Source organism: Vibrio campbellii CAIM 519 = NBRC 15631 = ATCC 25920, from assembly GCF_002163755.1.
Classification (GTDB): Bacteria; Pseudomonadota; Gammaproteobacteria; order Enterobacterales; family Vibrionaceae; genus Vibrio; species Vibrio campbellii.
This window is the reverse complement of sequence record NZ_CP015864.1, coordinates 67,758-81,010: the sequence shown is the minus strand read 5'-3', so window position 1 is coordinate 81,010 and position 13,253 is coordinate 67,758. Positions and strand designations below refer to the sequence as shown.

Annotated in this window: 17 protein-coding genes and 1 pseudogene; 3 read left to right on the top strand and 15 right to left on the bottom strand. The window is 39.7% G+C overall.

The window, feature by feature from the left end; translation table 11 throughout:
• Window positions 1-91: 91 nt before the first annotated feature.
• From A8140_RS16055 to A8140_RS15975, 12 genes are all read right to left on the bottom strand, one after another.
• The gene (locus tag A8140_RS16055; RefSeq protein WP_005537494.1) at window positions 92-544 is read right to left on the bottom strand and encodes a GNAT family N-acetyltransferase; all 453 of its coding nucleotides are present in this window, start codon (window positions 542-544) and stop codon (window positions 92-94) included.
• Window positions 545-655: 111 nt separating this feature from the next.
• Window positions 656-1,393, bottom strand: coding sequence for a DUF4062 domain-containing protein (locus A8140_RS16050; protein WP_080619574.1), 738 nt, complete (start codon window positions 1,391-1,393; stop codon window positions 656-658).
• Window positions 1,394-1,543: 150 nt separating this feature from the next.
• Window positions 1,544-2,260, bottom strand: coding sequence for a riboflavin synthase (locus tag A8140_RS16040; RefSeq protein WP_005536778.1), 717 nt, complete (start codon window positions 2,258-2,260; stop codon window positions 1,544-1,546).
• Window positions 2,261-2,349: 89 nt separating this feature from the next.
• Window positions 2,350-2,850, bottom strand: a complete 501-nt coding sequence (locus A8140_RS25900; RefSeq protein ID WP_005536776.1) for a class I SAM-dependent methyltransferase — start codon at window positions 2,848-2,850, stop codon at window positions 2,350-2,352.
• Between the two features lie 140 nt (window positions 2,851-2,990).
• Window positions 2,991-3,416: a GNAT family N-acetyltransferase gene (locus A8140_RS16025; protein WP_005536774.1), complete on the bottom strand. Its 426-nt coding sequence runs from the start codon at window positions 3,414-3,416 to the stop codon at window positions 2,991-2,993.
• A 112-nt stretch (window positions 3,417-3,528) separates the two neighbouring features.
• Window positions 3,529-3,948 (bottom strand): hypothetical protein, encoded by a 420-nt coding sequence (locus A8140_RS16020; protein WP_005536771.1) that lies wholly within the window; start codon window positions 3,946-3,948, stop codon window positions 3,529-3,531.
• A gap of 142 nt (window positions 3,949-4,090) precedes the next feature.
• Window positions 4,091-4,621 (bottom strand): GNAT family N-acetyltransferase, encoded by a 531-nt coding sequence (locus A8140_RS16010; protein ID WP_038863386.1) that lies wholly within the window; start codon window positions 4,619-4,621, stop codon window positions 4,091-4,093.
• Between the two features lie 143 nt (window positions 4,622-4,764).
• Entirely contained in the window at window positions 4,765-5,736 is a 972-nt protein-coding gene (locus A8140_RS16000) for a phosphotransferase (protein ID WP_005536767.1), read from the bottom strand.
• Between the two features lie 141 nt (window positions 5,737-5,877).
• On the bottom strand, window positions 5,878-6,309 hold the full coding sequence (locus A8140_RS15990) for a hypothetical protein (protein ID WP_005537477.1): 432 nt from the start codon (window positions 6,307-6,309) through the stop codon (window positions 5,878-5,880).
• Window positions 6,310-6,862: 553 nt separating this feature from the next.
• Window positions 6,863-7,372, bottom strand: coding sequence for a DUF4303 domain-containing protein (locus A8140_RS15985; protein WP_005536927.1), 510 nt, complete (start codon window positions 7,370-7,372; stop codon window positions 6,863-6,865).
• 133 nt (window positions 7,373-7,505) lie between these two features.
• Entirely contained in the window at window positions 7,506-7,937 is a 432-nt protein-coding gene (locus A8140_RS15980) for a GNAT family N-acetyltransferase (protein ID WP_005536928.1), read from the bottom strand.
• A gap of 189 nt (window positions 7,938-8,126) precedes the next feature.
• On the bottom strand, window positions 8,127-8,360 hold the full coding sequence (locus tag A8140_RS15975) for a hypothetical protein (RefSeq protein WP_005536929.1): 234 nt from the start codon (window positions 8,358-8,360) through the stop codon (window positions 8,127-8,129).
• Window positions 8,361-8,868: 508 nt separating this feature from the next.
• On the opposite strand from A8140_RS15975, the pseudogene A8140_RS25650 reads away from it, so the two are divergent.
• Window positions 8,869-8,994, top strand: a pseudogene (locus A8140_RS25650) (recombinase XerD); the annotation flags it as partial.
• A gap of 392 nt (window positions 8,995-9,386) precedes the next feature.
• Window positions 9,387-9,899, top strand: coding sequence for a DUF2165 family protein (locus A8140_RS15970; RefSeq protein WP_005536930.1), 513 nt, complete (start codon window positions 9,387-9,389; stop codon window positions 9,897-9,899).
• A 461-nt stretch (window positions 9,900-10,360) separates the two neighbouring features.
• Here the strand turns inward: A8140_RS15970 and queF are convergent, their stop codons facing one another.
• Genes queF through A8140_RS15955 form a run of 3 tightly spaced genes read right to left on the bottom strand, consistent with a single transcriptional unit; the run spans window position 10,361 to window position 12,636 of the window.
• A complete protein-coding gene (queF, locus tag A8140_RS15965; RefSeq protein ID WP_087490660.1) occupies window positions 10,361-11,179 on the bottom strand; it encodes an NADPH-dependent 7-cyano-7-deazaguanine reductase QueF in 819 nt (272 codons plus the stop codon).
• On the bottom strand, window positions 11,163-12,047 hold the full coding sequence (locus A8140_RS15960; RefSeq protein WP_005532364.1) for a queuosine precursor transporter: 885 nt from the start codon (window positions 12,045-12,047) through the stop codon (window positions 11,163-11,165). The genes queF and A8140_RS15960 overlap by 17 nt, the downstream gene beginning before the upstream one ends.
• A complete protein-coding gene (locus tag A8140_RS15955) occupies window positions 12,040-12,636 on the bottom strand; it encodes a helix-turn-helix domain-containing protein (RefSeq protein WP_005532363.1) in 597 nt (198 codons plus the stop codon). Before A8140_RS15955 ends, A8140_RS15960 begins: the two co-directional genes overlap by 8 nt.
• Window positions 12,637-12,770: 134 nt before the next feature.
• On the opposite strand from A8140_RS15955, the gene A8140_RS25425 reads away from it, so the two are divergent.
• Window positions 12,771-12,944, top strand: coding sequence for a hypothetical protein (locus tag A8140_RS25425; RefSeq protein WP_169317552.1), 174 nt, complete (start codon window positions 12,771-12,773; stop codon window positions 12,942-12,944).
• The last annotated feature ends 309 nt before the right edge of the window (window positions 12,945-13,253 follow it).

The window sequence follows — 13,253 nt, the reverse complement described above, 5'->3', positions numbered from 1 at the left end:
GCAATACAAGAGCCGCCGCATACCGCCTTAAACACTAAAACCAACGCATAGTGAAAATGCCACGCGTTGCGAATCCCTCTTGAACAGTTTGTTATGTTTGGGGCTCAAGAGTTCTGCTCAACTCTATTTCCCTACCTGCGACTAAGTTTCCAGTAGGAATAAAACCACAATTTAAGTAGAAACCTTTTGGACCACCAGTGCCATCTACAACACTTGTATAAAGAGCCGATGCTCCAAACTCGTTAAGCAACTCTGAACTTAACAACTCGATAGCTCTACGACCATAACCTTTTGACTGTTGTGCCTGATCTAGCATGAAACGCCAAAGGAAAAGTTTATCTGCGGAAATGTCTGCGTTTACCAAGATGAAACCTATTGGCTTATCATCAGCATAGATGCCACGAAACCAAGGAAAATCCATATAGTTCGCTTCAGCCAATGAAACAGCATTGCTATCAACATGATTTAATTGACTTTTAGCAACTTTCAACTGGCAGATTTCATAGAAATTATCATGGTTAATTTTTCTTAGCTCTATGCTCATACTGACAATTCCCTCCTAAAACATAACGCCGCATTAAGGTGTGAGCGACGCTTGGCTGTACTTGAGCGAAGCGAAAATGCCAAGCGTTGCGAATCACTCTTAAATGCTTTGTTATGCTTTATTTTTACCCATCAAAGACGCCAGCCCTGTTAGAGAGTTAGTATTACCTGTTGGCTCTTTAAGGTTACCCAACCCCAATGAAAGGAAGTTTGGCTGGGATTCTGTAGCCTTAGCAGGCTGCCCTAAGCTCGTTTGAGATTTTAACCTAGTAAGTTCACTCTCCAGTTCTACTATTTTTGAATTCAACTCTGATTTTTCAGAGGTTAGCTTTTTTACACCTGATCGGTAGATGCTAATGAGAGATTTATCTAGCTTATCAGCTAACTCTTCTGGAGATGAGTAATATGCTGGATTGTGGCGACTAGACACGACACTTTTAAAGCGTTCAAATAGCTTCCTTTTCTTGGCATACTCTTTATCACTTTTATCGTCATGATATATAGGGTCAGAGCTAATTCCTGATTTGAAATAAGCGATAACTGGCTTACCCATTTTAATGGCATTGTTGTATTCCCAAAACGTAATACTTAACGTCGAGCTACCCGTCATACTTGGCAAAATTGATCCGTATCTGTCGCCAATAATGAGAATTACAAAGTCGCTTTCTCGTATGCCAGTTAAGATTTCTTTTTTAGATGTTTGGCTAGATGCTGGTTGGATATCCAAAGCATTAACATTCAACCCTCTATCAGCAAGTACGCTTGCAACTTGTGCTCTATCAGACTTCAAATCAACAAATGTTGAACTTATAAAAGCTGAAGGATGAGATGTGTGCATATTTATTTTCATTATTTTTAATACTCCGAAATCTATCTTAAAGCATAACGCTCTGTTAAGGTGTGAGCAACGCAATACAGAAGCTCCCGCATACCACCTTAACCACTAAAACCAACGCATAGTACAAATGCCACGCGTTGTGAATCACTCTTAAACAGTTTGTTAGTTCTTTGACCCACTGAGCGCCTGAGGTTTATAGCCTAGTGAATCCAAATCAACACCTTGCTCTAAAAGGAGTTTTTCAAACAATGGTAATAGTGGTCCAAGGTTTTCATTTAATGTGTCACGAACCGTATCAACAACTACTTGGGTACCACGCTCGATTTCTATATTGATAAAGTCACCAATGGCTTTTGATTCGAAAACCGTCATTCTACGAGTCTCAGGAATAAGCCAAACTTCAAACCAACCTTCATGCTTATTTACGTCAGCTACAGTCAAGCTCGCTCCATTTAGAGCTATATAACCTTTAGGGAAAACGTATCTTTTCCATGCTTCAGGGAGTGCTAAACGAACACAATAGTTATCCTCAATTTGTTTTACCTCGACGATAGCCACATTAAAGTCCACATGACCAGATAGCGGGTGGCCGCCAATTTCTGCCCCATCTTTTGCGGCTCTCTCAACGTTAACTAATTGGGATGAGCAATACTTACTCAGAGTTGTGATCAAGAGGCTTTGCAGCATTACGTCGAACTTAACACGAACATCTGACTGTATTTCAGTGACTGTCAGACACACACCGTCAATAGCAATGCTTGCCCCAATTTCTAGATCAGTACAAAACCCTTTAGGGAAGTCGATAACAAAAGTTCTAATCCCTCTTTGATCTGTCACATCAACAATTTCGGCTACCGCCTGAACTATGCCTGTAAACATACTTACTCCATTGATAGTTAAAACAACTTTGAGAACTAACGCCTTGTTAAGGTGTGAGGCACGCAATACCTTAGCTTCCGCAGTACACCTTAACCACTAAAACTAACGCATAGCAAAAATGCCACGCGTGCCGAATCACTCTTGAACAATTTGTTATATTCAGCACTAGCCATTGTGTCATTTGGACCTAAGAAAGATCCACAAAATACTCCACTACTTGAGCTAAGAGAAAAGCTTATCTGAGACCAAACATCGTTGAACTGATTTGGTGGGCAGAAGAATAAACTTGCGTCGGCTACGACTAGTGACACATCTGGATAAGTAAATGAACTAAAGTCATCGTTAGACAAATGTACACGCTCATCACCTTTAAATCGCGCCTGACATCGATTTATTGATTCTTCCTCCACATCAAAAGCATACACTTCAAAGCCTTTAGATCTCAAAAAAGCAATATCAGAACCGGCACCGCACCCACAATCTATAGCGATACGCTCTTCACCGACTAAACTGAGCGCATAAATTAAATCTTCTCGTACGACACGATTTTCCGTCGAGTCGTAGTATTCATTAATTTCTTTAGTACTCACCCATGACTCCCAGAAAAATATAACGCCCAATTAAGGGGTGAGCAACGCTACCACCCAAACCTAAAGCATTGTGCCATAAACACCAAAATTGAAGTAGAAGCAAAAATGCCAAGCGTTGGGAATCCCTCTTAAATTGTTTGTTAGGTTTGTGCCACAAAGCTCATTAGATGATAACTTTCTTGCCCTTTATCGACTGTCTCTTGAATTTTGAATCCTTGAGAAATGTAGAAATCTGTAGCATTTATATTTTGAACAAGACTTTTTAGGCTTAGGCTATTGCTTAGTTCTTTGGCATGATTTAACAGTTTGAAACCAATACCACGTTTAAGATTATTCGGACAAACGAACAAATGATGGATAAAGTTTTCAGGTTTCCAAATGGATATAAAACCGACAATTATCCCCTGCTCTACAGCCACCCAAATTTCTTCACCATCAGTGTCTTTAGCGAAGTCTGCCAGACTATATCCCGATGTATCCATGAAAGAAAAAGTAGCAACTCTAGATTCAAAGTAGATCCTCGCTGTAGCTTCGTAGTGATGAGACTGAAACCTGATAATTTCCATGAACTTACCTTATAAACCTAACGCCGCATTAAGGTGTGAGCGACGCTTGGCTATACTTGAGCGAAGCGAAAATGCCAAGCGTTGCGAATCACTCTTAAATGCTTTGTTATGTTTAATTACCTACCGCAAGTTCGGATATCTTTGTTTTGCCATTAACTGAATCGACAAGTCTAATGTATTTACCTTGATGTGCAGTCCAGAAAGCGCACCCACCTTGAGTGTCTGTGCTAATTAATGATTTTAAAAACGACTTTTCGTCCTCGGTGTCAACTGCAACCTTCTTTCCTGGCAATATCGTTAAAAGAGTGTTTCCTGAACCAACCTCAACCGTTTCATCTATTGCGAGCTTTCCTTCTTTGGTTATACAAAATGCGTAGTTCGTATTAATCTTGGCTTTGTCACCTACAACAAGATCATATACATAAACCTTCCCTGTCTTTTTTGAATAATCTTGAATATCTATATCCCACAACACTTCAGATTTGCATGTGAATGAAACAATCATTGGAACTAATAATGCTAAGATTTTCATTTTTACTCCTTGTTAAGATGAAACATAACGCCCTGTTAAGGGGTGAGCAACGCAATACGAAAGCTGCCGCATACCACCTTAATCACTAAAACCAACGCATAGTAAAAGTGCCACGCGTTGCGAATCCCTCTTGAACAGTTTGTTATATGCCTGTTTTCGAATAAACTGCCGTGCCACTCAATTCACCAGATGGCAATCTTCGGTCGTTCCGTAAAATACCTTCAAAAGCATACCCGCCTCGCTCTGCTACCATTCTACTTTTCAAATTCTGTTCAGCAGCTTTGATTTCAACTCGGTTAGCGCTTAGCTCATTAAACGCGTACGACTCTATTGCTTTCACTGCTTCAGAAATGAAACCATTGCCAACACCTGAACTACGCACCCAATAACCAATTTCAAAAAACGGTACTGATTTATCGCGAATAATTAACCCTATTGCACCAAGAAAGCGCCCTGTACTTTTTTCTATGATTGAATAACGTAACTCACCTTCAAAATTATCAAAGTTATTGATGGCTTGTTGCGTATTTTCAATTGATTCAGCTTCTGTTAACGCAAATGGAACCCAAGGAAGGTAGACACCGAGTTCATTTTTGCTTTCCCTTATCGCTTCAAGCATCAGAGGTTGATATTCCATTGAAGGAGGTAGTAGTTTAAGTCTATCTGTTTCCATATTTACCGATATCCAATTAAGGCTTATAACGCCCTGTTAAGGGGTGAGCAACGCAATACCGAAGCCACCGCACACCACCTTAATCACTAAAATCAACGCATAGTAAAAATGCCACGCGTTGCGAATCCCTCTTGAACAGTTTGTTATGTACCGCCGCAAAATAATGCACTTTCAATTTTGGACCATTGATCCATGAACGGAATAAAGTCACTTTTGGGGATGAACTTCTGTGCAGCGGTATTGTTTTTTAAGAACACCTCTTCCACAGCCCATACATGATGGTCAGCATAAACAGCCCATGCCTTTGCTCCATCATTAAGCTCAGGTTGTGTCATAGGTTTGATAGACAGATACCCTTTTAACAAGGCCAATGATTTATTAACATCCATGTCAAACATGTACATACAGGCTCTAGCCACCTCATAACCAGGTGGCATATTTTGTACTAGGTCCCAATCAATCACATCACTTACAGCACCGTTTAGATCAAAAAAGACGTTAAAATGATGAAAGTCGCCGTGAATTAATTGCCTGCTTGTAGACGGAGTATATGAGTGTACGGCTTGTGAGCTCGCTAGATAGTCACGCTGTTGTTTTACTCTTCGTAGCACCGAACCTTTTGCATCAAGCGCACTATTGATTTCAATACAGGCAACTATTTTTTGTAACCTATCGACCCAAGCACTTTTATCCCATGAGAGCTCGATTGTTGGAAAACCATTTCCAGCCATAGAAGCTAGTTGAACATGTAATTCAGCCAATGCTTTTCCTAACTGAAAAGCATGTAATTCCGACAGCTCGCTTTTTTCAATTAGCCCCCCTTTTGCCTCAGGGAATAATGCGTAAAAGCCCTCACCTATTTTGCCAAAGGAGCAGCCATCTCGCGTCAAAACTGGGGCAATTATAGTACTCAAATTTTGGGAGAGTTTTTGTAATAATTCATGCTCAAGCTTGATTTGTGCAACATTGCGAACACGATATTTTCTAAGGTAAAAAGTCTCTGAGGATTGGATCCGAAAGACATGATTAGTCGCGCCAGCTGATTGCCGATTTAAACTAGCATCAGCATCTATTTGGTTCCAGTTTTCACTAACCTCACGAACAAAATCACTCATAGTTCAATTGACCTCATAGGTACATAACGCCTTGTTAAGGTGTGAGGCACGCAATACCGAAGCTTCCGCATACCACCTTAACCACTAAACCTGAAGCATGGTAAAAATGCCACGCGTGCCGAATCACTCTTAAACAATTTGTTAGCAGGACATTACGCAAGTAGCCGATGCTTCATTGACATAACTATAACCTTCGACAGTGACTGTAATCTGCTCTAAACCAAAAACTGACTCTGACGTTATCACTATAGGGAAGTTTAGTCTTATCATGTCGTTATGATTGGGCTTCGTAATGCCAAACCAAAAGCCTACGGTTTTGCCATTTACGAACATATTGGGTTGAGAATATTCGACTTCAGCTAATCCGTAATGAATAAAACCAATAAACTCATTACCATTCGCATCGAAGAATTTCGCCCTGACAATGATGTTAGAGTTGGGATCTAGTGCATCATCTTGGCTAGCTTGACAAATGACAGTCTCATCATGACTATCATCTTTCCATGAGGGAAACTGCCATACAGCATGATCTTGTATATCTTGGGGAGTTATTTCCCATATTTGCTTAGCCATGTTACTCCTGTACTGCTAACGCGCAGTTAAGGTGTGAGAAACGCAGATCCACCCTAACCTAAAATAAACTCTGATAAATCCGTGCCTATTTGGGCACTAAAACCCCAATGCGTTTCGAATCGGCTTGAACGTCTTGTTATTCCGCAACTAAAGTCGGCTATGTTTACGCCTAATCTTTTGATATGACAAAAATTTTCGGTATGTAGGCAAAAATCGAAGCCGAAGTATTTGGCAGCTCACTACCTTAAATCGCTTTAGCGTCACTCTTTAATTGCTGCGCCATATTAAGGTGCGCTTAAAGCGCTTTAAGGCTAGCATGGAAATGACCAATATTCGCCCTTTTCGCCGCTTTTCCACCCTATTACCCCGCCACTTTCACTCTTAGGCTACAACCACGTACATTCAGCCTGAGAGATCCGTTGCGGAAATAACGCCTTGTTAAGGTGTGAGGAACGCAATACCGAAGCTTCCGCATACCACCTTAACCACTAAAACTTACGCATAGCAAAAATGCCACGCGTGCCGAATCACTCTTGAACAATTTGTTATACATTTATTCCGCCGCCTCTCGAAGCCAACTATCTAAGGACTCACGCGGATTTAACCCATATGCTCGTTCAACGTTTGTCGCGTCTGGCGGCATGATTTCTGCATTGATATAAAGTTTATTTCGACAATTTAAGCTATCGAGGTAACCTTCAATATCCAAGCGCTTAAGAGTCAACTCCATCGCAGATAAAAGAGCTGCCGTAGTTTCTTCACTAAAACCATATTCAGAGGTCACATTGTCCAAAAGAAGTTCAACACCTGAGAAGTATTTATCGCAGAAACCAAACAACGGTGAGTCTGCATATGACCATTTTATTTCTTCTCGGTCTTCAAAGGATGAAGCTTCGGTTTGCAACAGTTCATCAGACCAAGCCGAAAATATAGGTCGATGCCCCTCTCCAGTTGTGACCAAAGCTACGTAATAAAAGTGATGCTTCGGAAACTCAGACGACAACCTTACTATTATTGATTTGGTCGCCTTGTAGAGCATATTTTCTAGTTGCTTAAGTTTCATATTGATCCAAATGTATAACGCCGCGTTAAGTGGTGAACAACGCGACCACCTAACCTAAACCATTGTGCCGTAAACACTTAAGCTGATAAAAACCAAAAATGCCACGCGTTGTGAATCCGTCTTAAACGCTTTGTTAGCCGTTTTGGACGCCAACTATAGAAAAGTGGTGACTAGCGATATTGAAACCTTCGCGTAAATAGAACTTATGTGCTGGAAAACGCTGAACACCAGAATCCAAATGTATTTGTTCGCAACCGCTTTCTAAAGCATATGTTTTAAACCAATCGATAATAAATTTACCTACTCCACTCGAACGAAATTGCGCATTAGTTACTAAGTCTTCAATGTAAATATGCTTACCCCAAGCAAGCTTTTCACCTACGCTAAAGCCTGCTGCTGCTAGTACGCCTTCTGGCGATTTGACATAGACGACTTGGTAACCATTTGATTGCTGCTTCTCGATCTGACCAGACAAAGTATCTAAGTTGTAATTTGGGCGAAGTTGTAACAACACTTCTAGGACTGACTTGTAATCAGGGTTTTTCTCTAAGAATTGTACTTCCATGTTTTCTCCATTTTGACGGCTAACGCCCTGTTAAGGGGTGAGCAACGCAATACCAAAGCCGCTGCATACCACCTTAAACACTTAAACCAACGCATAGTAAAAATGCCACGCGTTGCGAATCCCTCTTGAACAGTTTGTTAGTATTCAGACCCAACCTGTTACACCGAACTTAAAAAGAAGTCTTATTTGTCAGTTCTCTATCGTCTTGATACCACAGTTTTCACAGATCGTATGTCGAGAAAACTCATCCATAGAAGCTAAAAATGGACCAACTGCCCAGCCTTTGATTAACCCAGCAACAAACTCTTTACGCTTTTGATGTTTTACACCAGCAAAAGGACTTGGGTTCCTAATCAATACGGTAATATGTTTGGATTTAATGTTGCAAGCAGAACAGTGATATTTGTCTATCTGATGAAGCACTAATTTTCCTCCTGAATACTAACGCTTTCTATACGGCTTGCAGCCGTTTTTCATACTCCTATAATGCAATCTTTGTGAACACAGTTCAATTGATAATCAATAGGTTAGTGAGGAGTGTTAAACATTAGATTGCAAGATGACGTATAATTTTTAAAAAGCTTACGTCGACACTCTCTTGGATAACTACAGATAAGGCAAACTTACAATTGCAGATTGTGGTTAGACTTTAGCGCTGAGAAGGAATGGGGCACTTTCGAGTTAGAAAGTGCCACGGGTAAAAATTCAACCTGAGAAGCTTTTGGACAATTCTGAGTCAGAGAGTGTACTAATTTAGCTTTTTACGGATAATTTTTAGTACTCCAAAGCACACACAGCTATCGCTTCTCACGATGGCCGTGTGTGCACGAAATGGACAAAACCAAGCAATTTATATCTATAGCATTGGATTCGCTTTATGCAGAATGTTTCGCTGAACATGCAAAATTAATCTAGCCCCGAAAACGCCCTAGAGATATTAGGACATTCAGATGTAGCGACGACACAAATCTATACCCATGTTATTGGCGAACATTTTGCGGGTACTGTAAGCCCACTAAATAAAATCTTTATTGAAAACTATAAGGAAAACCAATGATCCTTGCCATGAACCAAACATAAGAAAGATTAGGGCTTATTTGGAACAGATACTTGAGTGGAGTAAACAATCTTAATTGCTTTGGGGCACTTCTGAGTTACGAAGTGCCACTGTGAAGGTTCTGGACAAAAATGAGTTTCGGAAATTTTAATATTAGCAAAACATGAATAACTTGAGGTATGGCAAAGTGAAAAAAAACCACAGCTCGGAGTTAAGAAAGTGGGCAAAATATGGGTGACATGATGATATTGAAATAAGCAAGTAGATAATAAGCGCATGGTTTTACACTGACAACAGTGTTTCTACGACCTACTGATTGCTTTGGGCATTAGCGGGTTAGATTTCCTGCACTATAATCAAGTTTTATTTCATATAATTGAGAAAAAATGTTTATGTCAATATCACTCACGACTACTCATGAAATTTCGAAAGGCATTATCGGCTTATGTGTTGGTATTTTCTGTGCCTTAGTTGGCTACAACAACATCGTGGACTTTAATAGTAACTATCAGTTTGTTCAACACGTACTCGCTATGGATTCATTAGAACCATGGTTTGATGGTAAAGCATTAATGGGGCGAGCGATTACTGATGAAACATTTCATTTCATAGGTTACTGTGGCGTTATCGTAGGTGAAATATCTGCCGGTTTGTTCTGTATTTATGGTTCAATTAAAATGCTTCGCAATATTCGTCGCCCTGAATTTGAAACAGGTCAAGCCTTCTATATCATCGGCTGTACAATCGCAGCTTTAGTCTGGTATCTTGGCTTCGCTATTGTTGGGGCTGAGTGGTTCCAAATGTGGGCAAGCCAATGGAATGGCCAAATGAAAGCATATGCTTTTATCACATTTATATTATTAACCATGGTTTACATTATCATCCCCCCTCCAAGACGACACTAAAATTCAGTTCGGAAACGTTAGTGACCAAGGTATTAAACCAATTAATGTGCTTACTTAAAGTTGCGTAGTGGCACTTTCGATCTAGAAAGTGCCACGGGTAAAAATTCAACCTGAGAAACTTTTGGACAAAACTTTGCCAGTACTTTTACTAAATTAGAAAACCATCAATAACTAGGGGTATGGCAAATCTACTTGTTAAGAGCTAGTGCGTTGAGTAAGTTCGCACCATTAAAAGGGTTTGTATTTGTTTGTTAATGCGCACTAAGTGCCGTTACGTAAACTCAGGCATAAAAAACTATCAACTAACTGTCAGTCGGTACTAGGTTTCCTCCAAGTTTTCTTCGTGCTGAAAAAACGGCTCCAATCGGGAGCCGTTCTTGTATCTAAATCTAGGTTTGTACTAAGTGCAATTACGTTGAATAAACAATCTACGCAAAGCGAACTTTATGTTAAATTGAATGCTATTGTCTAGGATTTCTAGCAGAGCAAATTTCGCTTTCAAAGTCGCTACGGTAAGGGTTTATATCGAGACCACCTCTTCGCGTATATCTAGCAAAAACTGTCAGCTTTTCAGGAGCACAGCATCGTTTGATATCAGAATAAATACGTTCGACGCATTGCTCGTGAAATTCATTATGTTCACGAAATGAGATTAAATACTTCAGAAGACTCTCATGGTTGATTTTTGCTCCCGTGTAACGAATGTATACGCTTCCCCAATCTGGCTGATTCGTCACCAAACAGTTCGATTTCAAGAGATGAGAGCATAAAGATTCAGACACATATTCATCTACTGTACTCCCAAATAGCGAATCCGCATTATACTCAAACGAGTCTACCGTGATGTCCAAACCGTCAATACAATGAAATTGCTTATTTATTGAGGTTTGTTGTGGTTCATCTACATCCGTAAAAGATACCGTCACTTCTGCACCGGCAGCATTAGTTAAATCAGACTGCATTTTCTCAATAACAATGTCTTTTGACTCAAAGCGAGTTTGATTGAAGCTATTTAAATACAATTTGAATGACTTAGATTCAATCAAGTTGTCAGACGTATGAGGAACCATAAACTCCGCTATTGCGACGATTGGCTTTCCTTTATTGTTCAACCATGACACTTCAAAAGCAGTCCATAGGTCATAACCCGCATAATTGGCGACCTTTAGATCTTTAATCTCATCTCTGCCTATCTTTCTTGGGATAGGGTCGAGCAATTCAGGCTGATACTCAGAGATATACTCACTTCTTTTACCTAGGTTCTTATCGTAGGTTGTCATTATTATTTAGCTCCTTGACGTTGATTAAGCGGGAAAATAATTTTCTTGCGTAGTAAATTGGTGCGACGCTGAACAGCGCATATAAGATCTTGATAGTAACTTGGCTAAAAAACATAACCAAAAGCACGTCATTTGGTACTACATTAAAGAATGCAATACTAATAAATAGTGCGCTATCCACAACGGATGCGATACTAGTACTTGCTATGACTCGAATGGCAAGCCAGCGAGATTGTGTGGCGATCTTTATTTTGTACAGGACGTAAGCGTTAATGTTCTCAGAAATAAAGTAAGCACTTAAAGAAGCTAATAACACTGAGGTCATACTCGTAACAATTGAAGTATAATGCTCATCCATGGCTTGCCACGGACCTATGCTAGGAATGGTGGTGGATAAATAGAGAAGGGCGAGTATCCCTGCATTGACCAGTGTAGTTTGTCTAATGGCTTTTCTTGCGAGCTTTAGTCCAAAGTATTCGTTTAATATATCAACAAATATAAATGAAATTGGGTAAAGTATTATTCCGGCAGGTACGATCAGGCCTGTGTTGAATATTTCTACGGGTTTAATTCCGGTAATGTTTGACAATGTATAAAGCGAACACAGGCAAAGTACTAGAAAAGAGTAGCTTACCCAATAACTTTCATGTCTGTCTTCTAGCTCGTATGCCCCTTCAAAGCTCGTTTTTGAATATGCTTTCTTGCATACTTCAATTAATTCATTTCGATTTAGATCATCCGCAACCTCGCTGGAAATAAGTTCCTTAGCAGACATATTCATAACCTTTCCAGTTCCCCGAACCATCACGCTAGCCATCACTTCAGAGGCATTATTAAAACCAATTAATTTATATTTATTATTAAACACAAAAACGTTCCTCGAGTATTAATCCAAAAAGAAAATCATTTTCTAAGAGAGGGATGTTAGGGGGAAGAGAATGTAATTCACCATCGCGAACGATAAGCTTACTCAACTCTTTTTCATTGTAATTCGAGCGATCAATAATCAGTAGATTACCCTGAGTAAAATAATTAGATAGAACCTGCTCTACTCGAATCGCCACGATATTACCTCCTTCAGAAAAATGATAGGTAAGGGGATAATCAGTTACTAGGTCGCCGATGTAACATTCACATTTCTGTACGAACTCCATTTCACTTAGAATCGGGACTGCAATAGGGTTTTTATTGCCAAAGACCGATATTACGGGCGTTTCAGATAGAACATCTTCAAGGGACTCATTTTGAATAATATGACAGGTCGTCCCAAAGAAGTTGGCAATACGTTCAACAGTCGAGGCCTGCACCCTTTCAACTTTTCCATCCAGTATCTTATAGATAGTGGAACGCGTAACACCGGTTTTACGACTTAATGACGCCTTGGTTTCTTTACTTTTATTTAGGCCAAACTCTATGTTGTCTCTGAGTATGTCTAATTGCTCACTGTTATTCTTCATTTTTGTCCCTTCTAGTCATTAGCTAGGGTTCTATCTTAAGAAACTTGACCAGTATCATATAAAAAAAACTTTGATATGCATAGAGTTTAATAAAGTGTATCCTAATGTGTATCTTTAAAGGTTGGTTAATAGTAATGAATACAGAAGATCTAGAGCGTCACCTTCAAGAGATAACTTACTGGTGTAAGTGCTTTAATACAGAGCCAGAGAAAAAAGAGGCGGTAAGTTATCTTTATGTTCATACACAACTGCTATTGGACGAGCTTCAAAGTAAGAAGCCAGCCAATCAAGTACCTTCAAAAATGTAGATACCCCGTGAACTATGACTTTGATGTGACGGAAATATTGTTCTTTACGCTGAAATCTGAATATCATCATAAAGATATCCATCCTCTCAAAATCGGCGCTCATTATTCCCATTCCATTAATTGATATCTTTGGAATAAAAAGACAGTTTTCAAACGCTTTTGGAAAAGGTATTTGACTCTTTAGACAAGGCACTATGCTTCCATAGTGACTTGTAATTTTGTAACGCTTCTGAAGCGAGTTACAGGGCAAAAGCCCTCACATTCATTTGAGCCCAAAACGATACAATTACATCCACTTTTCGTAATTGT

What these genes read in the sequence shown, in the direction of transcription:
- A8140_RS16055 (WP_005537494.1), bottom strand. Translation starts at nt 544, where the DNA reads ATGAGCATAGAGCTAAGAAAAATTAACCATGATAATTTCTATGAAATC.
- A8140_RS16050 (WP_080619574.1), bottom strand. Translation starts at nt 1,393, where the DNA reads ATGAAAATAAATATGCACACATCTCATCCTTCAGCTTTTATAAGTTCA.
- A8140_RS16040 (WP_005536778.1), bottom strand. Translation starts at nt 2,260, where the DNA reads ATGTTTACAGGCATAGTTCAGGCGGTAGCCGAAATTGTTGATGTGACA.
- A8140_RS16010 (WP_038863386.1), bottom strand. Translation starts at nt 4,621, where the DNA reads ATGGAAACAGATAGACTTAAACTACTACCTCCTTCAATGGAATATCAA.
- A8140_RS15990 (WP_005537477.1), bottom strand. Translation starts at nt 6,309, where the DNA reads ATGGCTAAGCAAATATGGGAAATAACTCCCCAAGATATACAAGATCAT.
- A8140_RS15970 (WP_005536930.1), top strand. Translation starts at nt 9,387, where the DNA reads ATGTCAATATCACTCACGACTACTCATGAAATTTCGAAAGGCATTATC.
- queF (WP_087490660.1), bottom strand. Translation starts at nt 11,179, where the DNA reads ATGACAACCTACGATAAGAACCTAGGTAAAAGAAGTGAGTATATCTCT.
- A8140_RS16025 (WP_005536774.1), bottom strand. Translation starts at nt 3,416, where the DNA reads ATGGAAATTATCAGGTTTCAGTCTCATCACTACGAAGCTACAGCGAGG.
- A8140_RS16020 (WP_005536771.1), bottom strand. Translation starts at nt 3,948, where the DNA reads ATGAAAATCTTAGCATTATTAGTTCCAATGATTGTTTCATTCACATGC.
- A8140_RS25425 (WP_169317552.1), top strand. Translation starts at nt 12,771, where the DNA reads ATGAATACAGAAGATCTAGAGCGTCACCTTCAAGAGATAACTTACTGG.
- A8140_RS15955 (WP_005532363.1), bottom strand. Translation starts at nt 12,636, where the DNA reads ATGAAGAATAACAGTGAGCAATTAGACATACTCAGAGACAACATAGAG.
- A8140_RS16000 (WP_005536767.1), bottom strand. Translation starts at nt 5,736, where the DNA reads ATGAGTGATTTTGTTCGTGAGGTTAGTGAAAACTGGAACCAAATAGAT.
- A8140_RS15985 (WP_005536927.1), bottom strand. Translation starts at nt 7,372, where the DNA reads ATGAAACTTAAGCAACTAGAAAATATGCTCTACAAGGCGACCAAATCA.
- A8140_RS15980 (WP_005536928.1), bottom strand. Translation starts at nt 7,937, where the DNA reads ATGGAAGTACAATTCTTAGAGAAAAACCCTGATTACAAGTCAGTCCTA.